Origin of the sequence: Halomonas shengliensis, from assembly GCF_900104135.1 — a bacterium.
In the GTDB taxonomy this organism is placed as follows: Bacteria; Pseudomonadota; Gammaproteobacteria; order Pseudomonadales; family Halomonadaceae; genus Halomonas; species Halomonas shengliensis.
Genome location: NZ_FNIV01000011.1, coordinates 77,478 through 98,002, shown reverse-complemented (window position 1 = coordinate 98,002; position 20,525 = coordinate 77,478). Strand labels below are relative to the sequence as shown.

Annotated in this window: 22 protein-coding genes; 2 read left to right on the top strand and 20 right to left on the bottom strand. The window is 70.6% G+C overall.

The window, feature by feature from the left end; all coding sequences use genetic code 11:
• Positions 1–67: 67 nt before the first annotated feature.
• The gene (locus BLP95_RS14465) at positions 68–820 is read right to left on the bottom strand and encodes an electron transfer flavoprotein subunit beta/FixA family protein (RefSeq protein ID WP_023005541.1); all 753 of its coding nucleotides are present in this window, start codon (positions 818–820) and stop codon (positions 68–70) included.
• 374 nt (positions 821–1,194) lie between these two features.
• Here BLP95_RS14465 and BLP95_RS14460 point away from each other — a divergent pair, with 374 nt between their 5' ends.
• Positions 1,195–2,835 (top strand): electron transfer flavoprotein-ubiquinone oxidoreductase, encoded by a 1,641-nt coding sequence (locus tag BLP95_RS14460; protein ID WP_089680587.1) that lies wholly within the window; start codon positions 1,195–1,197, stop codon positions 2,833–2,835.
• Between the two features lie 132 nt (positions 2,836–2,967).
• Here the strand turns inward: BLP95_RS14460 and BLP95_RS14455 are convergent, their stop codons facing one another.
• The 16 genes from BLP95_RS14455 to BLP95_RS14380 form a co-directional block, all read right to left on the bottom strand.
• A complete protein-coding gene (locus tag BLP95_RS14455) occupies positions 2,968–3,792 on the bottom strand; it encodes a sulfurtransferase (RefSeq protein WP_089680585.1) in 825 nt (274 codons plus the stop codon).
• Positions 3,789–6,005, bottom strand: coding sequence for an ATP-dependent helicase (locus BLP95_RS14450; RefSeq protein ID WP_089680583.1), 2,217 nt, complete (start codon positions 6,003–6,005; stop codon positions 3,789–3,791). The genes BLP95_RS14455 and BLP95_RS14450 overlap by 4 nt, the downstream gene beginning before the upstream one ends.
• Entirely contained in the window at positions 5,996–6,556 is a 561-nt protein-coding gene (locus BLP95_RS14445; RefSeq protein WP_089680581.1) for a DUF1285 domain-containing protein, read from the bottom strand. The genes BLP95_RS14450 and BLP95_RS14445 overlap by 10 nt, the downstream gene beginning before the upstream one ends.
• 94 nt (positions 6,557–6,650) lie before the next feature.
• Entirely contained in the window at positions 6,651–7,499 is an 849-nt protein-coding gene (locus tag BLP95_RS14440; RefSeq protein WP_089680579.1) for a TatD family hydrolase, read from the bottom strand.
• 46 nt (positions 7,500–7,545) lie between these two features.
• Positions 7,546–7,917, bottom strand: a complete 372-nt coding sequence (locus tag BLP95_RS14435; protein WP_281187386.1) for a PilZ domain-containing protein — start codon at positions 7,915–7,917, stop codon at positions 7,546–7,548.
• The gene (locus BLP95_RS14430; RefSeq protein ID WP_089680575.1) at positions 7,914–8,924 is read right to left on the bottom strand and encodes a DNA polymerase III subunit delta'; all 1,011 of its coding nucleotides are present in this window, start codon (positions 8,922–8,924) and stop codon (positions 7,914–7,916) included. The genes BLP95_RS14435 and BLP95_RS14430 overlap by 4 nt, the downstream gene beginning before the upstream one ends.
• Positions 8,912–9,604, bottom strand: coding sequence for a dTMP kinase (gene tmk / locus BLP95_RS14425; RefSeq protein WP_245678766.1), 693 nt, complete (start codon positions 9,602–9,604; stop codon positions 8,912–8,914). The genes BLP95_RS14430 and tmk overlap by 13 nt, the downstream gene beginning before the upstream one ends.
• Before the next feature lie 32 nt (positions 9,605–9,636).
• Positions 9,637–10,641, bottom strand: a complete 1,005-nt coding sequence (mltG, locus tag BLP95_RS14420; protein ID WP_089680571.1) for an endolytic transglycosylase MltG — start codon at positions 10,639–10,641, stop codon at positions 9,637–9,639.
• Between the two features lie 25 nt (positions 10,642–10,666).
• Positions 10,667–11,488: an aminodeoxychorismate lyase gene (gene pabC, locus BLP95_RS14415; RefSeq protein WP_089680567.1), complete on the bottom strand. Its 822-nt coding sequence runs from the start codon at positions 11,486–11,488 to the stop codon at positions 10,667–10,669.
• A gap of 6 nt (positions 11,489–11,494) precedes the next feature.
• The gene (fabF, locus tag BLP95_RS14410) at positions 11,495–12,733 is read right to left on the bottom strand and encodes a beta-ketoacyl-ACP synthase II (protein ID WP_089680565.1); all 1,239 of its coding nucleotides are present in this window, start codon (positions 12,731–12,733) and stop codon (positions 11,495–11,497) included.
• Positions 12,734–12,942: 209 nt separating this feature from the next.
• Entirely contained in the window at positions 12,943–13,176 is a 234-nt protein-coding gene (gene acpP, locus BLP95_RS14405; RefSeq protein ID WP_008956801.1) for an acyl carrier protein, read from the bottom strand.
• Between the two features lie 133 nt (positions 13,177–13,309).
• Positions 13,310–14,053 carry a 3-oxoacyl-ACP reductase FabG gene (gene fabG, locus BLP95_RS14400; RefSeq protein WP_089680562.1) on the bottom strand — a complete coding sequence of 248 codons (744 nt, stop codon included), beginning with the start codon at positions 14,051–14,053 and terminating at the stop codon, positions 13,310–13,312.
• Between the two features lie 30 nt (positions 14,054–14,083).
• Positions 14,084–15,043 (bottom strand): ACP S-malonyltransferase, encoded by a 960-nt coding sequence (gene fabD / locus BLP95_RS14395; RefSeq protein ID WP_089680560.1) that lies wholly within the window; start codon positions 15,041–15,043, stop codon positions 14,084–14,086.
• 17 nt (positions 15,044–15,060) lie between these two features.
• On the bottom strand, positions 15,061–16,122 hold the full coding sequence (gene plsX, locus BLP95_RS14390; protein WP_089680557.1) for a phosphate acyltransferase PlsX: 1,062 nt from the start codon (positions 16,120–16,122) through the stop codon (positions 15,061–15,063).
• A 43-nt stretch (positions 16,123–16,165) separates the two neighbouring features.
• Positions 16,166–16,336, bottom strand: a complete 171-nt coding sequence (rpmF, locus tag BLP95_RS14385) for a 50S ribosomal protein L32 (RefSeq protein WP_023005526.1) — start codon at positions 16,334–16,336, stop codon at positions 16,166–16,168.
• A gap of 33 nt (positions 16,337–16,369) precedes the next feature.
• Positions 16,370–16,897 carry a YceD family protein gene (locus BLP95_RS14380; protein WP_089680556.1) on the bottom strand — a complete coding sequence of 176 codons (528 nt, stop codon included), beginning with the start codon at positions 16,895–16,897 and terminating at the stop codon, positions 16,370–16,372.
• A gap of 102 nt (positions 16,898–16,999) precedes the next feature.
• Here BLP95_RS14380 and BLP95_RS14375 point away from each other — a divergent pair, with 102 nt between their 5' ends.
• The gene (locus BLP95_RS14375) at positions 17,000–17,599 is read left to right on the top strand and encodes a Maf family protein (protein WP_089680554.1); all 600 of its coding nucleotides are present in this window, start codon (positions 17,000–17,002) and stop codon (positions 17,597–17,599) included.
• 112 nt (positions 17,600–17,711) lie between these two features.
• On the opposite strand, the gene sppA is transcribed toward BLP95_RS14375, so the two are convergent.
• From sppA to BLP95_RS14360, 3 genes are read right to left on the bottom strand one after another with little or no spacing between them, the layout of a single operon-like run.
• Complete coding sequence (gene sppA / locus BLP95_RS14370) at positions 17,712–18,815, bottom strand: signal peptide peptidase SppA (RefSeq protein WP_089680551.1); 1,104 nt, start codon at positions 18,813–18,815, stop codon at positions 17,712–17,714.
• 1 nt (position 18,816) lies between these two features.
• A complete protein-coding gene (locus tag BLP95_RS14365; RefSeq protein ID WP_089680549.1) occupies positions 18,817–19,470 on the bottom strand; it encodes an HAD-IA family hydrolase in 654 nt (217 codons plus the stop codon).
• Positions 19,471–19,479: 9 nt separating this feature from the next.
• Entirely contained in the window at positions 19,480–20,427 is a 948-nt protein-coding gene (locus BLP95_RS14360; protein WP_089680548.1) for an RluA family pseudouridine synthase, read from the bottom strand.
• Positions 20,428–20,525 lie beyond the last annotated feature (98 nt).

The following is a 20,525-nucleotide window of genomic DNA, read 5'->3' as shown; positions in this document are numbered from 1 at the left end:
GCCGCGACCACATGGGCGGTGGCGCCGGCCAGGGCGCCGTCGTGATGTTCGGCCAGAACCAGGATGCTCATGAGATCACCTTCGCCTCGTTCTTGAGTTTGTCGACCAGCTCGTCCACCGAGCCCACCTTGACGCCGCCCTGACGCTCGGCCGGCGGCTCGACCTTGAGCAGCTTGATCCTGCTCGCCACCTCGACGCCCAGATCCGCCGGGCTCTTGACGTCCAGCGGCTTCTTCTTGGCCTTCATGATGTCGGGCAGCTTGGCGTAGCGCGGCTCGTTAAGGCGCAGGTCGGTGGTGACGATCGCCGGCAGGGTCAGCTCGACGGTCTGCAGGCCGCCGTCGACCTCGCGGGTCACCTGCACCTTCTCACCCTCGACCGTCACCTCGGAGGCGAAGGTGCCCTGGGGCAGGCCGGTCAGGGCGGCGAGCATCTGGCCGGTCTGGTTGTTGTCGGTGTCGATGGCCTGCTTGCCGAGGATCACCAGGCCCGGCTGCTCCTCTTCGACCAGCTTGGCCAGCGCCTTGGCGGCGCCCAGCGACTCGACGCGCTCGTCGGTCTCGACGTGGATGGCGCGGTCGGCGCCCAGCGCCAGCGCGGTGCGCAGCTGCTCCTGGGCGGCCTTGGGGCCCACGGTGACGGCGACGATCTCGGTGGCGACCCCGCGCTCCTTCAGGCGCACCGCCTCTTCCACGGCGATCTCGCAGAAGGGGTTCATGGCCATCTTGACGTTGGTGAGGTCGACGTCGGAGTGATCCGGCTTGACCCGGATCTTGACGTTGTAGTCGATGACGCGTTTGACCGCGACGAGTACTTTCATGGTGTCCTCGCTTGGTTCCTCGGGAGTTGAACCATTACTTTCCCGTTGGCGTGACGGTGATCCGTCCGCCGTCCTGAGACGGGCCGCTTAGATCCACGCGGCATGCTCTTATCAGTTTCATGCAAGCGTTTGATAGGCGCCACATGACAAAACAGTCTCAATGTGCCACAGCTCGATGCATCGCAACAATCTCGGTAGCTGCACGAGCCCATTGCACCATCGAGGGGGTGACCCGTTTGGCGTATTATGCCTATCATGGGATCAGGCTAGAAGCAAACGACCGTTTTAAATTGGTTCGACGTTGGTGGTAAGCGCCCGCGTCGCCCCGATCAGCGAGGAGAGAGCAGGTGACAGAACAAGTCGAACGCGAGTCCATGGAATTCGATGTGGTCATCGTCGGCGCCGGGCCCTCGGGCCTGGCCGCCGCGTGCCGCCTGATGCAGCAGGCCAATGAGGCCGAGCAGGAGCTCTCGGTGTGCGTGGTGGAGAAGGGCTCCGAGGTGGGCGCCCATATCCTCTCCGGCGCCATCTTCGAGCCCCGCGCCCTGGCCGAGCTGTTCCCCGACTGGGAGGAGCGCGGTGCCCCGCTGACCACCGCGGCCAGCCGCGACGAGGTCTACCTGCTCAAGGACGCCGAGAAGGGACAGAAGCTGCCCAACGCCCTGGTGCCCAAGAGCATGCACAACACCGGCGGCGACCTGACCCGCTACGTGATCAGCGCCGGCAACCTGTGCCGCTGGCTGGCCGAGCAGGCCGAGGGGCTGGGGGTAGAGATCTTCCCCGGCTTCGCCGCTCAGGAGGCGATCGTCGAGGAGGGCGTGGTCAAGGGCATCCTGATCGGCGACATGGGCGTCGGCGCCGACGGCCAGCCCAAGGACGGCCATATGCCAGGCATGGAGCTGCGCGCCAGGTACACCCTGTTCGCCGAGGGCGCCCGGGGGCATATCGGCAAGCGCCTGATCGAGGAGTATGACCTGGCGGCCGGCAAGGACCCGCAGCACTATGGTATCGGCCTCAAGGAGCTGTGGGACGTCCCCGCCGAGCAGCATGAGCCGGGCCTAATCCTGCACGGCTCCGGCTGGCCGCTGGACACGCACACCCACGGCGGCTGGTTCCTCTACCACGGCGACAACCAGCAGGTGGTGGTGGGCCTGATCATGGACCTCTCCTACCAGAACCCCTGGCTCTCCCCCTTCGACGAGTTCCAGCGCATGAAGCACCACCCGGTGCTGGCGAAGCACCTGGAAGGCGGCAAGCGCGTCGCCTACGGCGCCCGGGCCATCGCCAAGGGCGGGCTGAACTGCCTGCCGAAGATGACCTTCCCCGGCGGCCTCTTGATCGGCTGCGACGCCGGCACCCTCAACTTCGCCAAGATCAAGGGGCTGCACACCGCAATGAAGTCCGGCCTGGTGGCCGCCGAGGCGGTGTTCGAGGCGATCGCCAAGGGTGACGAGGGCGGCCAGGAACTGACCGACTTCACCGCGAAGTGGGAGGCGAGCTGGGCCTACGCCGAGCTCAAGGAGAGCGCCAGCTTCGGCCCGGCGATCCACAAGTACGGCACCATGGCCGGCGGCGCCTACAACTTCGTGGACCAGCTGCTGGGGGGCAAGCTGCCCACCCTGCATGACACCACCCCGGACCACGCGGCCCTGAAACCGGCCAGCGAATTCGAGAAGATCGACTACCCCAAGCCCGACGGCAAGCTCTCCTTCGACAAGCCCTCCTCGGTGTTCCTCTCCAACACCAACCACGAGGAGGACCAGCCCTGCCACCTCAAGCTGGCCGACCCCGAGCTGCCGATCCGCGACAACCTCCCCGAGTACGCCGAGCCGGCCCAACGCTACTGCCCTGCGGGGGTCTACGAGGTGGTCGAGGATGACGACGGTAAGCCGCGCTTCCAGATCAACTTCCAGAACTGCGTGCACTGCAAGACCTGCGACATCAAGGACCCAGCCCAGAACATCACCTGGGTGGCGCCGGAGGGCGGCGGCGGGCCCAACTACCCGAACATGTAAACGGCAAGAAGACAGGATGGGGGACTCAAGGGGCAGGCCACCAAGGCCTGCCCCCTTTTTTCCATGTTCAAAGGCGGCGGGGATAGCTTGCTGCTTGTTTGTTGTGGCTTGCGACTCTTGGTGAAGCCCGGCCTACTCCCCGGTCGCCACCGGGCGGGCCGGGTCGCGGATCCACTCGCTCCAGGAGCCGGGGTAGAGCCTCGGCAGCGGCCGCCCGGCCACCGCATAGGCGAGGATGTTGTGGCAGGCGGTCACGCCGGAGCCGCAGTAGGCCACCGCATCAACGGCCTCGGGCAACTCCTCGGCCAGCCGGGCGGCGGGCTTGAAGTGGCCATCGGCGGCGAGGTTGTCGGCACTGGGTCGGCAGACGGCACCGGGGATATGTCCCGCCACCGGGTCAATGGCCTCGGCCTCGCCGCGGAAGCGCTCGCGGGCACGGGCATCCACCTTGAGGGCACGCCCCGAGGCGACCTCCTCGGCGGAGACCCAGGCGGCGTCACGGTAGTCGGGGGTCCAGTCGGAGGCGCGTGGCGTCACGGCATCCCCCTCGCGCAGCTCGCCACCCCGGGCCAGCCACGCCTGGACGCCGCCGTCGAGCAGCCTCACGTCGGGATGCCCCGCCCAGCAGGCCAGCATCCACCAGGCGCGCGCCGCGGCGAGCTGGCCACCCATGTCGTCGTAGACCACGATGGGCACCCCCGGCGACAGCCCCAGGCGCTGGAGCGTGGCGGTGAACGCTTCCGGCGCCGGCAGCGGGTGGCGACCGCCCTCCCCCGGCGGCCCCGCCAGGTCACGATCCAGGTCGAGGTGATGGCTGGCCGGCAGATGCGCCTTCCACCACAACCCATGGCCGGCATCGGGGTCGCCCAGTCGCGCCCGGCAGTCCAGCAGCCGCGGCGGTCGAGGGCCCTGCAGCGCCTCCTCCAGCTCCCAGGCGGCGATCAACGGTGGGGTCATGCGAGGTCTCCTTGCAGCAGTTCGATGGGCGCCCGGCGCGCGATCAACCGCCGTCGGCCGGCGTGGCGAAAGCGCACCTCGATCACCGGGTTGTCGGGATCCCCTTCCACCAGGTCGATCTCGCCCTCGCCGAAGACAGCATGGCGCAGCCGCTGGCCGACGTCGAAGGTGTGATAGGCCGCCGCGGCCTCGGCCGGGCCGGGTTTGGCCTCGGCCAGGGGAAGCTCGCGCCCCAGGGCGGTCAGATAGCGGCGTACCAGGGCCGGGCGCTCGACCGCCAGGGGAGCGGCGTCGCCCGCGCCGACCGCTTCGTCCTCCGGCTCGAGGCGGCGCGCCAGGCGGTCGCACTGCTCCCAGGCACATTCGGCGAGGAAGCGGCTGGGGCGATGCTCACCGCCGTCGTGGAGCAGCACCAGGCGCTCACGGGCGCGGGTAATGGCCACGTAGAAGAGCCGCCGCTCCTCCTCCAGGCGTGGCGGGGAGAGCGGGTTGTCGCGGGTGTAATGGGGAAAGTCCTGCTCGTTGACCCCGGCCAGCGCCACCAGCGGCCACTCCAGCCCCTTGGCGCCGTGCACGGTGGTGATCAGCACGCCGTCGCCATGGTTCTCCACCGGCCGGCTGAGCAGCTCGATGAAGGCCTCGGGGTCGTTGCCCAGTTCGCTCGCCTGTTCGCGCAGCACGTCGAGCAGGCGCACGTCCTCCTCGCCCTTGTCGCGCCGCGAGGCGGCGCGTTTGAGCACCTTCTCGGCGTCGACCTCCTTGACCACGTGGTCGAGCAGCGCCGCCGGCGGCCAGTCGGTGAGCCGCGGCAGCTGGCAGAGCAGCGCCCAACGCTTCTTGAGAGTGCGCCGCTGGTGGGGCTTGAGCCCCGCCAGCAGCGGATCCTGGGCCTCGGGCCAGCGCTGGCCGTCGGCCAGCCGCTCGGCCAGGGCGTGCAGCCGCTCGCGGGCGACGAAGGGGGTCGGCTGGGCCAGCAGCAGGGCAAGATGGCCGGGGTCGCGCAGCAGCCCCGGCTCCCGGGCCAGGCGCAGGTAGCCGGCCAGCGCCTGCACCAGCGGCAGGCGGAACACGAAGCGGTCCTCCCGGGCCAGGCGGAAGGGAATCCCCTCGCGCAGCAGCGCCAGCTGCAACGGCACCGAGAGCGCCCAGCTGCGCACCAGCACGCAGGCCTCCTGCAGGGTGCGCCCCGCCTCCTGCCAGCCGGCCAGGGCCTCCAGCAGGCCGCGACTGCCCTGCCCCGCCGCCAGGCGCGTCGCCGGATTGCCATCGGCGGCCAGGCAGAGCTGGTCGGGACGGCGGCGATTGGCCTCGATGGCGTGGTTGGCGGCCAGGGCCAGGGCGTGGCCGTGGCGGAAGGTGGTGGAGAGCGGATAGTCCACGGCGGCGCCGAAGGTGGCGGTGAAGCGCTCCAGCATGGTGTCGGGGTGGGCGCCGCGCCATTCGTAGATGCACTGGTTGGCGTCACCCACCGCCATCACCTCGGCGCGCTCGCCGGCCAGCAGCGCCAGCAGCCGCTGCTGGGCGACATTGATGTCCTGATACTCGTCGACGATCACATGATCGAGGAAGCCCTTGACCCGGGCGCGCAGGGCGTCATCCGCCTCCAGCGCCCGCAGCGGGCGGTAAAGCAGGTCGGCGTAACCCATCAGGCCATGCGCCTCGAGCAGCGCCTCGGCGTGGTCGAAAGCGGCGGGGAAGTGGCGGGTCTCCTCGCCGTAGTCGAGCCGCTCATGCAGCGCGGCGGCGGGCTCCATCTCGGCCTTCACCAGGGCGCAGAAGTGGGCGAGCGCCTCGAGGCGCTCACCCTCCAGCGCCGACTCCCGGGCCTCGCCATCCTGGTCGCCCAGGGCCAGCTGGGTGGCCTGGCGCATCAGCCGCTCCAGCTGCCAGTCGGCGGTAAGCAGGCGGCGCGGCGCCAGCGCCCCCCAGCGCGTGAGGCTGGCCGAGAGGCGGTGGCCCAGCGAGTGGAAGGTGCGCACGTCGGGCAGCGCCTGACCGGGCGGGGCCATGGCCGCCAGGCGCGCCTGGAAGTCCTCGCGCGCCGAGCGGTTGAACATCAGCACCAGGATGCGCTGCGGGGGCACGCCGCGTTCCAGCAGGGTCAGCACTCGGGCGACCATGGTGGTGGTCTTGCCGGAGCCGGCCACGGCGGCGACCCGGGCATGCCCGCCGGCATGCCCCACCACGGCGCGCTGTTCGGCGGTCAGTCGCACGCCGCGTCGTCCTCCAGCACGCCCAGCGGATGCCGGAGGCCGCCGCTCTCAAGCCCCAGCGCCGGGCGACCGTCCGCCAGGGTCATGGGCTCCGCGTGCTCGGCGAGGCGGTAGAAGACGTTGCGCCCGAGGCGCGCGGCAAGGCCGAGGCGCACCGGCACCTCGGGCACCGTCTCGCCGCCGGGGGTGGCACTCAGGGTGAAGGAATGGTCGGCATCCAGGGGCAGGCGGTCGCCGACGTTGGTGGTCAGCCACCAGCCGCCGTCGCCGTCGGGTTCGGCGTCGACCACCAGGAAGGGGCGGTCCTCGACACGGATGAACTGGCGTTCGGCGGGGGTCACCAGGGCGTAGCGCCCGTCGGGTTCGCGGCGCAGGATGGTGGAGAGCAGGCGCACCAGGCGCGGCCTCGCGATGGGGGAGCCCTCGTGGATCCAGCGGCCATCGGCGGCGATCACCAGGTCCATCTGTGCCGAGTGCTCGGGGTGCCATTGCGCCACGGGCGGGATCTCCCCCTCGGGATCGATGCGGGCGACCAGCGGTTCCAGGTCCATCGCCTCCTCCTCTTCTCGACGGGCGGGCTCGACAGGCGCATTCGGCAGGCGTCTGGGCCGACGCATATCGGCTCCCGACGCGGCGACGGCGGCGTCAGGTCACCAGGCCGGCACCCTTCAGGATGCCGCGCATCTCCTCGGAGACCTCCGGCATGGCGGCGCGGAACAGCCGATAGAAGTTGGCGCTGGTCTGCATCGCCACCTCCTCCACGCTGATGCCGCGCTCGGCGGCGAGGCACTCGGCCACCTCCACCACGAAGGCCGGCTCGTTGGGCTTGCCGCGATGCGGCACCGGCGCGAGGTAGGGGCTGTCGGTCTCGATCAGCAGGCGGTCCAGCGGGACCTGCCGGGCCACCTCGCGCAGCGCCCTGGCGCTGTGGAAGGTGAGGATCCCGGAGAGCGAGATATAGAAGCCGTGACGCACCGCCTCGCGGGCCATCTCGAGGTCCTCGGTGAAGCAGTGGAACACGCCGCCGATGGCGGGATCGGTGTACTCGCGGATCATCTCCAGGGTCTCGTCGCGCGCCTCCCGGGTATGGATGATCACCGGCAGCTCGAGCTCGGTGGCGGCAATCAGCTGGCGGCGGAAGCGCTCGCGCTGTACCTCCTGGGAAGGGACCTTCTCCGGTGCCTTCCTGAGGTAATGATAGTCCAGCCCGCACTCGCCGATGGCAACCGCGCCATAGCGGTCGGCGACCGCCATGATCGCCTCCACATCGGGCTCCTCATCCACAAGATGCAGCGGATGGACGCCGGCGGAGATCACCACGTCGTCATGCTCGCGGGCGATGGCCGCGACGCCGGGCACGTCTTCCAGGGTGACGCCGATGGCCAGGAACTGCTTTACCCCGCGGGCACGGGCGGCCGCCAGGGTAGCGGCCAGGTCGCCGTCATGGGTGGCGGGGTCGAGGCGGTCGAGATGGCAATGGGAGTCGACAAACATGCGGTATATCCGGATGACGGGTGAATGGCTCCAGGCGCGAGGCGCCTCACAGCGTGTAGGTCTGGGCGCCCTTGTCGAGGTGGCCAACCAGCAGGTTCTCGATGCGGTCGCGAACGCCCTGGTCGGCGGCGCTGAAGTGGATGCCGACGCCGGGCATGCGCCGACCGGTGACGCCCTCCGGGGATACCCATACCACCTGGCCGGTGACCGGCACCCGCTCGCTCTCGCCGGGTAGGGTCAGCAGCAGGTAGATCTCCTGGCCGAGCTCGTAGCGCTCCCGGGTGGGCACGAAGATGCCGCCACGCTCCAGCATCGGCATGTAGGCCGAGAGCAGGGTCTGGACATCCTGGATATTCAGCGACAGAGCCTTCTGGGCTGCCATGGGTCTCTCCTCGGGATCTCTTGCGTGGCGCCTCAGGAGCGCAGCAGGGCCGACCAGCGCACCAGCCAGGCTTCCAGCACCAGCTGCGGATTGGGGTTGCCGCCGGCAGCCAGCAGGCGGCGCTCCTCGCGGGCATAGTCCAGCAGGCGGAACCAGTCGCGTACCCGGGCGTTCTTCACCGCCTGCCGGTAGAGCGGCAGCAGGTCGGGGTTGCGCAGGCCCTCGCTCTCGCCGGAGAGGCCCAGGCGGATCAGGTCCTCGAGCCAGGCGATACCGTACCACAGGATGGCGTCGATGGACTGGCGGTCGAGGCGGGCCGCCTCGGCCACCGGCTCGCCACCGCGCACCAGCGCCTCGAAGGTCTCCACCAGCTGCTGGCGCAGGGCCCGCGACTCGGGGTCGGCCAGGCGCAGCGCCTCCAGCGGCAGCCCCCCAGCGACCTGCAGCCAGAAACGCGCCTCTCCCTCATCGCCGAAGCGCTCGGCGAGCCACGGCAGGCAGTCGTCCACCGCCGGCGGCCCCAGGCTCCAGTGCTGGCAGCGCGAACGGATGGTCGGCAGCAGTCGCGAGGGGATATCGGAGAGCAGCACGAAGAGGGTGCGCGCGCCGGGCTCCTCCAGGCTCTTGAGCAGGGCATTGGCGGCGGCCACGTTGAGCGCCTCGGCCGGGGCGATCACGATCACCCGGTAGCCCCCCTGCTGGGCGGTCTGGGCGACCACCTGGTTGACCTCGCGGATGGCATCGATGCGGATCTGCCGCTTGCCCTCCTCGAGCTCGACGCGCATCAGGTCGGGGTGGTAGCCGGCGGCCAGCATGCGGCAGGCGTGGCACTCCCCACAGGCGGCGGTGCCGGGCGCGGCGCACAGGGTACGGGCGGCCAGGGCATCCACCAGGGAGTGCTTGCCCACCCCACGCGGCCCGGAGATCAGCAGCGCATGGGGCAGCCGGCCGGCATCGGCCAGGCGGACCAGCTCGGCGAAGCGCGGGCGCAGCCAGGGCAGCGGCTCGCGCTCGGCGATCGGCGTCGTGTTCAGCGCTGCCATGCCGCCATCCTCCTCGCCAGCACCTCCTCGATCTGCCGGCCGACGGCCTCCGGGGAGCGGGCCGCATCGATCAGGGCGATGCGCTCCGGAGCCTTTGCGGCGCGGGCCAGATAGGCCTGGCGCACCGCCTCGAAGAAGTCGCCGCGCTCCTGCTCGAAGCGGTCGCGCCGCTCACCGCTGCCCGCCAGGCGCCCCTCGAGGCGGCACTGGGCCTCGGCCATGGGCATGTCGAGGAGCAGGGTCAGGTCCGGGGTCAGGCCGCGCTGGACGAAGGCCTCGAGTTCGGCGATACGTGCCGGGTCGAGGCCGCGCCCCCCGCCCTGGTAGGCGAAGGTGGCGTCGGTGAAGCGGTCGCACACCACCCAGGCCCCCCGCGCCAGCGCCGGGCGGATCACCCGCGCCAGGTGCTGGGCGCGGGCGGCGAACACCAGCAGCAGCTCGGCGTCCTCGTCGAGGGGCTCGCGCTCCTCGGGGTCGAGCAGCAGGCGTCGGATCGCCTCGGCGCGGGGCGTGCCGCCGGGTTCGCGGGTCTGCACCACCTCGAGGCCACGCGCCTCGAGCCAGCCGACGACCCGGGCCAGGTTGGTGGACTTGCCCACCCCCTCGCCGCCTTCGAGGGTGATAAAACGGCCGCGCCTCTCCGGGCTGTCACCGGCGCTCCTTGCAGATTGCGCTGACACTTGCCCTGTCCTCTTGCCCATGCCTGCTCCCGTCAGCGATTGCGGATATACCGATTCACCGCGTTGTTGTGTTCGCGCAGGGTACGCGAGAAGTGGTGCGTGCCGTCGCCCTTGGCGACGAAATAGAGCGTCTCGCCGGGCTCGGGGTTGACCGCCGCCTCCAGCGAGGCACGCCCCGGCAGGGCGATCGGCGTGGGCGGCAGGCCGTCGATCACGTAGGTGTTGTAGGGAGTCGCCTCGCGCAGGTCGGCGCGGGTGATATTGCCCGCGTAGCGCTCCCCCATGCCGTAGATCACCGTGGGGTCGGTCTGCAGGCGCATGCCGCGCTCCAGGCGGCGCTTGAACACCCCGGCGATCTCGGGGCGCTCCTCGGGGGCGCCGGTCTCACGCTCGATCAAGGAGGCCATGATCAGCGCCTCGTAGGGACTCTCCAGGGGCAGGTCGTCGTCGCGCGCGGCCCATACCGCCTCGAGGGTCGCCTCCATGCGGGCGAGGGCCTGCTCGAGGATCTCCAGGTCGCTGACGCCCTTGTGGTAGAGGTAGGTGTCGGGGAAGAACCAGCCCTCGGGGTGCTGTCCCTCGCGCCCCAGCCGCGCCATGAGCGCCTCGTCGGACAGCTCGGCGGTAAGCTGCGCGAGCTTGGGCGCATCGGCCAGCAGCTCGCGCATCTGGGCGAAGGTCCAGCCCTCCGGCACCGTCAATGGATAGGTGACCACCCGGTCGCTGCCCAGCAGCTCGAGCAGCTCGCGCCCGCTCATGCCGGGCTCCAGGCGATACTCGCCGGGGCGCAGCCGCGGCAGGCTGTGGGGCTCCAGGCGGGCCAGGGCACGGAAGGCCCAGGCCTCCTCGATCACCCCCTCGCGCGCCAGCTCACCCACCACCCGGTGGTAGCCGGCGCCCTGGGGCACCTCGTAGAGCCGCGCCTCCTCGAGCGCGATCGGGGCCGCCAGGCGTGACTGCCAGTAGCGATAGCCACCGAACAGCGCCGCTGCGGCCACCAGGGCCAGCACCAGCAGGAAGATCAGCACTCGCCGCATCGTCGTCCTCGTCAGCTTTGGTCACTCATGGAAGGCACGGGTAGCCCAGCAGGGCGTGGGCCTCGGCCTGGAAGGCGCGGTGTGCCGCTCCCACCGGCCAGACGGCGAGCCCCCGGCCCTCGACGTCCTCGAGATGCGCCACCGGCCACACGCCCTGAACGGAGTTGCCCAGCCACACCGCCTCGGCCTCCATCAGCGCCTCTAGCCCGGCGTCGACCTCATGGAGCGACAGGCACCCCATCAGCGCCTCGCGCAGGGTGCCGGCCACGCCGCAACGGCCGAGGCGGGGGGTCTCCAGGCGGCCGTGGCGGCGCCAGAAGAGGTTCATGGCGGTGGCCTCCACCAGCCGCCCCTCGGCATCCTCGAGCAGCCCCTCGGCGATGGCGTCGTCCTGCCACTCACTACGGGCCAGCACGTTCTCCAGGCGGTTCAGGTGCTTGATCCCCGCCAGCGCCGGCTGGAGACCGAGGCGAAGTCGGCAGAGCCGCACCCGCACACCGTTCCACCAGCGCCCGCTATCCGGAACGAAGGCGGCCAGTTGCCAGCGCAGCCGCGGCGCGGGGGCCGCCGGCGGGCGATAGCCGCGCCCGCCGCTGCCACGGGTCAGGGTGAGCTTGAGCACCTCGAGCCCCGGCCCCGCCTCGGCGAGGGGGGCCGCCAGGTCGTGCTCGGGCGGCATGGGGATGCCCAGGGCATGGCAGCCCCGGGCCAGCCTCGCCAGGTGCTCGTCCCACAGCAGCGGCCGCCCCGCCCTGACCAGCAGGGTCTCGAAGAGCCCGTCGCCATAGGCGGCGCCGCGGTCATCGAGGGGCCAGCCCGCGGGCTCGGTCGGGCTCGGGGCGGCCATGGGACCTCAGACCCGGGAGAAGACCAGGGTGCCGTTGGTGCCGCCGAAGCCGAAGGAGTTCGACAGTGCCACGTCGATCTTCATCTCACGGGCGGTGTGCGGCACATAGTCCAGCTCGCAACCCTCCTGGGGGTTGTCGAGATTGATGGTGGGCGGCGCCACCTGGTCCCGGATGGCCAGCACCGAGAACACCGCCTCGACGGCGCCGGCGGCACCCAGCAGGTGGCCGATCATCGACTTGGTGGAGCTCACCGCCACCGACTTCGCCGCCTCGCCCATCACCTGCTGCACCGCGCGGCTCTCGGCCAGGTCGCCGGCCGGGGTGGAGGTGCCGTGGGCGTTGATGTAATCGATCGCCGCCGGGTCGAGGCGGGCGTCGCGCACGGCGTTGGCCATGGAGAGCGCCGCGCCGCTGCCGTCCTCGGGCGGGGCAGTCATGTGGTAGGCGTCGTCACTCATGCCGAAGCCGGCCAGCTCGGCGTAGATGGTCGCCCCACGTGCCTTGGCATGCTCGTACTCCTCCAGCACCAGCACACCGGCCCCGTCGGAGAGCACGAAGCCGTCGCGATCGCGATCCCAGGGACGGCTGGCCGCCTCCGGGTCCTCGTTGCGGGTGGAGAGCGCCCGGGCCGCCGAGAAGCCGCCGAGACCCAGCGGCGTGGTGGCCATCTCGGCGCCGCCGCACACCATGACGTCGGCATCGCCGTAGGCGATGGTCCGCGCGCTGTAGCCGATGTTGTGGGTGCCGGTGGTACAGGCGGTGGTGATCGCGATGTTGGGGCCGCGGAAGCCATGCTGGATCGCCAGGTTGCCGGAGATCATGTTGATGATCGAGCCGGGCACGAAGAAGGGCGAGATCCGACGCGGCCCGCTCTTGAGCAGGGCGCTGTGGTTGTGCTCGATCATCGGCAGACCACCGATACCGGAACCGATGGCCACGCCGATGCGCGAGGCGTTCTCCTCGGAGCACTCGATGCCGGCATCCTGGATCGCCTGGGCCCCGGCCGCCATCCCGTACTGGATGAAGAGGTCCATCTTGCGGGCCTCCTTGGGGTTCAGGTAGGGACTGATATCGAAGTCCTTCACCGACCCGCCGAAGCGCGTGTTGAAGCCGCTGACATCGAAGTGCTCGATGGGCGCGATACCGCTCTTGCCGGCCACGATGTTGCGCCAGCTCTCCTCCACGGCATTCCCCACCGGCGTGACCAGGCCAAGGCCGGTCACCACTACCCGTCTACGTGTCATCAGCGTTCCTCCAGGCGTCCAGGATGATCGCGGCCCCGCCGGGCCGCCTGTTTCGGCGCATTATACCGACTCTGCCCGCGATATGCCGCCCCGGCCGAACGGCACATGGCGTCCGGGTGCGAAAAAGCCGCCCGGCGGGCGGCTTTTCGGTGGACCGTTCCGGCAGGACGGTCCCGAGCATCAGCAAGCGGTATCGACCGCCACCAGGCTTACTGGTGGGCGTTGACGTAGTCGATGGCTTCCTGAACGGTGGTGATCTTCTCGGCTTCCTCGTCCGGAATCTCGGTGTCGAACTCCTCCTCGAGCGCCATGACCAGCTCGACGGTGTCCAGGGAGTCGGCGCCCAGGTCCTCGGTGAAGGAGGAGCTGTTCTGGATGTCCTCTTCCTTGACGTTCAGGCGCTCGGCCACAACCTTCTTAACGCGCTCTTCGATGGTGCTCATTATGACGTACTCCAGTCGTTCATATTGGCCGTCCAGATGACCAGCCGTTTGGGGTTCCAGATCCGCAAGCCGGAAGCTGCGGGGTAGTGTATAGAGGCCCCGGAGCCGGCGCAACCGCCGTCCCCGGCGCCTCTCAACGCATGTTCATGCCGCCGTTGACGTGCAGGGTCTCGCCGGTGATGTAGCTGGCGCTCTCCCCGGTCAGGAAGCCCACCGCCGCGGCGATCTCCTCGGGCTGGCCCAGGCGCGCCAGCGGGATCTGACCGAGCAGCGCCTTGTGCTGCTCCTCGGGCAGTGCCTCGGTCATGTCGGTGGCGATGAAGCCCGGCGCCACGGCGTTGACGGTGATGGCCCGGGAGGCCACCTCACGCGCCAGCGCCCGGGTGAAGCCCTCCATGCCCGCCTTGGCGGCAGCATAGTTGGTCTGGCCGAGGTTGCCCATGGTCGCCACAACCGAGCTGATGTTGACGATGCGCCCGAAGCGCGCACGGGTCATCCCGCGCAGGCAGGCCTTGCTGACGCGATAGACGGACTTGAGGTTGGTGTCGAAGACGTCGTCCCACTCCTCCTCCTTCATGCGCATCAGCAGGTTGTCGCGGGTGATCCCGGCGTTGTTGACCAGGATGGTCGGGGCACCGAACTCCTCGCCGATTGCCTTGATCAGGGCATCGACGCTCGCCTGGTCGGTGACGTCGAGGCGACGGCCGGCGCCCTGGATGCCCTGGGCCTTGAGGTCGGCATCGATGCGCTCGGCGCCGGCGTCGCTGGTGGCGGTGCCGATCACGATGCGCCCCTGGCGACCCAGCTCATGGGCGATGGCCCGGCCGATGCCGCGGCTGGCCCCGGTGACCAGGGCGACTCTGGATTCGGTAGTCATATGCTTACGCCTTCATCCTGTGAAAGAAGATCAGCCCTGCTGGGCGGCCACGCCGCGGGCCAGCTCCAGGGCCGCATCCAGGCTGTCGGGGTCGTTGACCGCCAGCCCCTTGCTGCCGCGGGCGATGCGCTTGCCAAGCCCGGTGAGCACCTTGCCGGGCCCGCACTCGATGAACACCTCGGCGCCCCGCGCGCTCATCGCCTCGACGCAGTCGGTCCAGCGCACCGGCCGGTAGAGCTGCTCGATCAGGCGCGTGCGCAGCGTCTCGACGTCGGCGTGGGCCTGGGCATCCACGTTCTGGATGACGGTATAGCGCGGCGCCTTGAGCGCCACCCCGTCCATCGCCTCGGCCAGGCGCTCGGCGGCCGGCGCCATCAACGCACAGTGGGAGGGCACCGACACCGGCAGCGGCATGGCGCGCTTGGCCCCCGCCGCCTGGCAGCCGGCGATGGCGCGCTCCACGGCGGCCTTGCTGCCGGCGATCACCACCTGGCCCGGGGCATTGTAGTTGACCGCCGAGACCACGTCCCCCTGGGCCGCCTCGGCGCAGGCCTGCTCCACGGTGGCATCGTCGAGACCGAGGATCGCCGCCATGGCGCCCTGCCCCGCCGGCACCGCGGCCTGCATCGCCTCGCCGCGCAGCTTGACCAGCCTGACCCCCTCGGCGAAGGGCATCACCCCGGCGCACACCATGGCGCTGTACTCGCCGAGGCTGTGGCCGGCCATGGAAGCGGGTCGCGGCCCCTCGAGCTCCTGCCAGATGCGCCAGATGGCGACGCTGGCGGTGAGCAGCGCCGGCTGGGTGCAGGCGGTGGCATTGAGCGCCTCGGCGGGCCCTTCCTGGACCACCTGCCAGAGATCGTAGCCGAGGGCCTCGGAGGCCTCCTCGAAGGTGGTGCCCACCACGCTGTAGCGCTCCGCCAGCTCCCGCAGCATGCCGACCTGCTGGGAACCCTGTCCGGGAAACACGAGGGCGAGCGGTTGAGTCATCTTGGTCACCTTAGCTTTTATTGGCTGTCATCGTCGCCGGCCGTGCCGGCACGACGGGAAATCGTTGCGTCCTTGCCGCCAAGCTCCCGGGCCAGCGACCGGGGGAGGTCGTGCTCCACCTCCTGCACGGCCCTGAGCACGGCGTAGCGGAAGCCCTCGGCGTCGGCGCCACCGTGGCTCTTCACCACAATGCCGGCAAGCCCCAGCAGGCTGGCGCCGTTGTAGCGTACCGGGTCGAGCTCGGCACGCAGGCGGCGCAGCGCCGGCCGCGCCGCCAGACCCACCAGGCGGCTGCCCCAGTGGGCCTCGAAGGTCTGCTGGACCCGCGCCACCAGCATCCGCGCCAGGCCCTCGCTGGCCTTGAGCACGGCGTTGCCCACGAAGCCGTCGCACACCACCACGTCCGCGGCCCCGGCGAAGATGCCGTCGCCCTCGACGTAGCCGCGGTAGTCGAGGCCGGGGATCTCGCGCAGCCGGGCATCCGCCTGTCGCACGCTAGCGGTGCCCTTGGTGCCCTCGACACCGACGTTGAGCAGCGCCACCCGAGGCCGGGCGATGCCATCCACGCGCCGCGCCATGACCTCGCCCATGCGGGCGAAATCCACCAAGCGCTCGGCGCTGGCCTCGACGTTGGCGCCCAGGTCGAGCAGGTAGCAGCGCCCCTGTTCCCGGGTGGGGATGGCGGTGCTGATCGCCGGGCGGGGAATCCCCGCCACGGTGCCCAGGGCGCGACGCCCCAGGGCCATCAGCGCCCCGGTGTTGCCGGCGCTGATAGCCGCGCACGCCTCGCCGGCGGCCAGGCAGTCGAGCATGCGTGCCATGCTGCTGTCGCCGCCGTGACGCAGCGCCTCCGAGGGCCGCAGTCCGGGAGCGATCTCGCCGGGGGCATCCACGACCTCCATACGCGAACCCGCCGCGGCGAGACGCCGCGGCAGGCTGGCGATCTCACGCTCGAGGCGGGCCCGGGGGCCGAACAGCCGCAGCGCGAGACGGGGGTCCTGGAGGGCCGCCCCGGCGGCGCCCCGCACGGTAGCGCGGGGGCCGAGATCCCCTCCCATGGCATCGATGGCGATCCGCACGAGGGGTCAGAGGCCGGGGGTCACCGCAGGTCGCGTCGTCGACTCAGGCGTCGACGACCTTGCGGCCGCGATAGAAGCCGTCCGGAGAGACGTGGTGACGCAGGTGAGTGGTGCCGGTCTCCTTGTCCTGGGAGAGGGCCGGGGCACTCAGGGCGTCGTGGCTGCGACGCATGCCGCGCTTGGAACGGGTCTTGCGGTTCTGTTGAACTGCCATGGGATGTCACTCCAGAGTGAATCGATGATGAAGTCAGGATTTGCCCTTGAGGTGCCGCAGCACATCGAAGGGGCTGGAGGCGGGGGCCGCGGATGCCGCGGCCTCCTCCCCGCTGGTCAGCTGGTCGCGTGAGACCGCGCAATCGGCCTCATCGTGGTAAACCACCTGCGGCAGGCTGAGGATCAGCTCATCCTCCACCACCGTCAGCAGGTTCAGCTGTTCGTTTTCCACCAGCACCGGCTCGTGGGTGCTGGGCAGCTCCGCCGCAAGGGCGTCGCTGGTGACCATGCCGAGCAGGAACTCGCTCTCGACGCGCTGCGCCATGGGCGTGAGGCAGCGCCGGCACGGCAGCTGCAGCTCGGCCCGCAGGCGGCCCTGGATCACCCGGCGTCCCTGGGCGTCGATGGTGAAGTCCAGCCACACCTCGACGTCGCCCTGCTGCGGCCCCACCGCCTCGGTGAGACGCGCGAAGGCGTCCAGGGCCATCAGCCCTTCCAGGTGCTCGTCGCGGGCGGCGAGCTTATAGGGCTCGACATGGCCCGGGAGTCGCGTGGTCAACATAGGCGCGCAATGATAGGCACTCCCCCCGCCCCTGTCAAAGCCGGCGCGAGGGGTAGCGGCATGCTAGGCTGACGCCTTCCCCACGCCCCTGGAGATCGCCCCGTGCCGCACCTCGTGCTTGCCTCCGGATCGCGCTGGCGCCGCCAGCTGCTCGACCGCCTCGGCCTGCCCTACGCCTGGCAGAGCCCGGACATCGACGAGACCCCGCACCCCGGCGAGTCGCCCGGTGCCCTGGTCCACCGCCTGGCGCTGGCCAAGGCGAGCCGGGTCGCCCAGGCCTTTCCCCACCACCTGATCATCGGCTCCGACCAGGTGGCGCTGTTCGACGGCGAGATCCTCGGCAAGCCCGCCGACCTCGCCGCCGCCCGCGCCCAGCTGGCACGCTTCTCGGGCAACCGGGTGCGCTTCCTCACCGGCCTGGCGCTGGTCGACACCCGCCGCGGCGAGCACCGGGTCTGCCACGAGACCTACGACGTGGTGTTCCGTGCCCTGAGCGAGGCGGAGATCGCAAACTACGTGGCGCGTGAGCAGCCGCTGGAGAGTGCCGGCAGCTTCCGCATGGAGGGGCTCGGCATCACCCTCTTCGAGCGCCTCGAGGGCGACGACCCCAACACCCTGATCGGCCTGCCGCTGATCCGCCTCTGCGCGCTGCTGCGCGAGGCGGGGATGGATCCGCTAGGCGACCGGGCTTCGCCCGATTAGCAAGGAGCAAGGAGCAAGGAGCACACAGTATCAACCCCACACTGCTGGCCACAGCACACGGGGTTCCTTGCAGCTCGTCCCTTGCTCCTTGTAGCCGAGCATTTCTCGCCGCCTAGGGGGCGAGCTGGTAACGCACCGGCGATTCCGCCCGCGGCAGGCCCAGCCACTCCAAGGCCACCCGGCCGAACTGGCGCGACAGGCGCTCGAAGGGGTCGAGGCGTGGCGTGTAGTCGTGCAGGCGTGGCTCGGCCAGGCGCTCCCGGGCCAGGCTGTCGAGGCTGCCCAGTTCGTCCACCAGGCCGAGGCCCACGGCCTGCTCGCCGCTCCACACCAGCCCGCTGAACAGCGCCTCGTCGTCGGCCAGGCGCTCGCCGCGTCCCTCGCGCACCGCGGCGATAAACTGCCCATGGGTGCTGTCGAGCACCGACTGCCAGAACTCGCGCTGCGCCGGTGCCACGTCCGAGAAGGGGTCGAGGAAGGCCTTGTTGTCGCCGGCGGTATAGACCCGACGCTCCACCCCCAGGCGGTCGATCGCCTCCTGGAAGCCGAAGCTTGAATAGATCACCCCGATCGAGCCCACCAGGCTCGCCGGGGCCGCGACGATCTCGTCGGCGGCGGCGGCGATATAGTAGGCGCCACTGGCGCCGATATCCTCGATCACCGCGATGATTGGCTTGTCGCCCTCGTCGCGCAGCCGCATCACCTCCTCGAAGATGCGCTGGGACTGCACCGGGCTCCCCCCGGGGCTGTTGATATGCAGCACCACCGCCTCGCTTTGCGGCGACTCCCAGGCGCGCCGGAGCCCCTGGTTGATGCGCTCGGCGCTGGCGCGCCCCTCGGCGTCGATGGTGCCCTCCACCCTGACCAGCCCCAGGTGCGGCCCCGCGTCACCGCCCACCGACGGCGGCCCGGCCAGCAGGCTATAGAGGCTGACCGAGAGCGACGCCAGGATCAGCGCCGCGAACAGGAAGCGGAAGAACAGCTTCCAGCGCCGCGAGCGGCGCTGCTCGGCGAGCACACCGTCGATCCAGCGCCCCATCATCGCCATCTGCTCCAGGCGCTGGCGCTCGCGCAGCGCCTCGGCGTCCTCGGCCACGGGTGAGCTCTCGCCCTCCCCCTCGCGCCCCTGGCGGCGGCTCCTGGCCTCCTCGCGGCTCAGCTGGGGCCCGTCGGTCCAGGGGTCCGCCGGCCGCTTGTCGTCTCGCTCGTCGCTCATCTCACTTCCCCTGCAGCCAGTCGAAGAGGTGCGGCACCGCCTCGGCGGTGAAGGCCGGCCGGCTGTCGGCCAGCCGCGCGGGGGCATGCACGCCCCAGGTGACCGCCACGCGGTCCATGCCGATGGCGCGCGCCATCTCCAGGTCGTAGGCGGTATCGCCTACCATCACCGCCTCCTCCACCGGCACCGCCAACTCCGCCAGCAGCTCCTCGAGCATCTGCGGATGCGGCTTGGAGCGGGTCTCGTCGGCGGTGCGACTGGCATGGAACCAGCGACCGCTGCCGCTCTCGCAGAAGACGCGGTCGAGGCCGCGCCGGCTCTTGCCGGTGGCCACCGCCAGGCGCTGGTCAGCCTGCCCGCGTAGGGCGGCGATCCCCGCCTCCACCTCGGGGAAGAAACGCATCGGGGTGTCGTTGCCCTCGACGAAGTGCCAGGCGTAGCGACTGCGCAGCAGCTCGGCGCGATCGGGGTCGATCCCCGGACAGAGGGTGGCGATGGCCTCGGGCAGCCCCAGGCCGATGATGTCGCGCACCGCGGCAGGCGCCAGGTGCCCCCAGCCCGCGTCCCGGGCCGCCGCCTGCATGCAGTCGACGATGCGGGCCACGGAGTCCATCAGGGTCCCGTCCCAGTCGAAGATCACCAGTCGATAGCGCATCGTCACTCCTCAGCCGGCCTGGCGGGCGCGGGCGAGCGCCGCCTGGAGGTCATCGGGCAGCGGCGCGCGGATACGCACCTCGCGTCCGCTGGTGGGTTCGGGGAAGGCCAGCGACTCGGCGTGCAGGAAGAGTCGCCCCAGCCCCAGTCGCGCGGTCAGCGCCTGGCTGTCACGGCTGCCGTACTTGTCGTCGCAAAGCAGCGGGTGACCGGCGTGGGCGGCATGCACACGGATCTGATGGGTACGCCCGGTCACCGGCTCCGCTTCGAGCAGGGTGACGCCGGGCAGGGCCTCGCGCACCGCGAAGCGGGTGCGCGCCACCTTGCCCTCGGGGTCGACCCGCACCCGGCGCTCGCCGTTGGCCAGGGTGTAGCGATCCAGGCGAGCGGCGACGAAGTCGCGCCGCGCCGGCCAACGCCCTGCCACCAGGGCCAGGTAACGCTTCTCCATCTGCTTCTGCTTGAGCGCGCTGTTCAACGCGAGCAGCGCCGGGCGCGACTTGGCCAGCAGCAGGCAGCCCGAGGTATCGCGATCCAGGCGATGGACCAGCTCCAGGAAGTCGAGGTCCTCACGCACCTGGCGCAGCGCCTCGATCAGGCCGATCTTGACCCCGCTGCCGCCGTGCACGGCGAGCCCCGACGGCTTGTTGAGCACCAGCCAGTCGCGCCCCTCCAGCAGCACGCTGCCGGCCAGCAGGTTACGCAGGCCATCGCTCACCTCGCGCACCGCCTCGCGCGGCGAGAGCTTGAGCGGCGGGATGCGCACCAGGTCCCCCGTGGCCAGGCGGGTATCGGGCCTGACGCGCTTCTTGTTCACCCGCACCTCACCCTTGCGCACGATGCGGTAGATCAGCGCCCGCGGCGCCCCCTTGATGCGCGTCATCAGGAAGTTGTCGACCCGCTGGCCGTCCTGCCCCTCCGTGACCTCCACCCACTGTACGTCGCGCCCTTCGGCCATGCCGAGACCCCACTGCTTGGAAACTGCGAAAGCGCGCATTCTAACGCACTGTGACCCGCCCCGCGCCAATTGCTGCCCTTGTCGCTTGATGTTATATT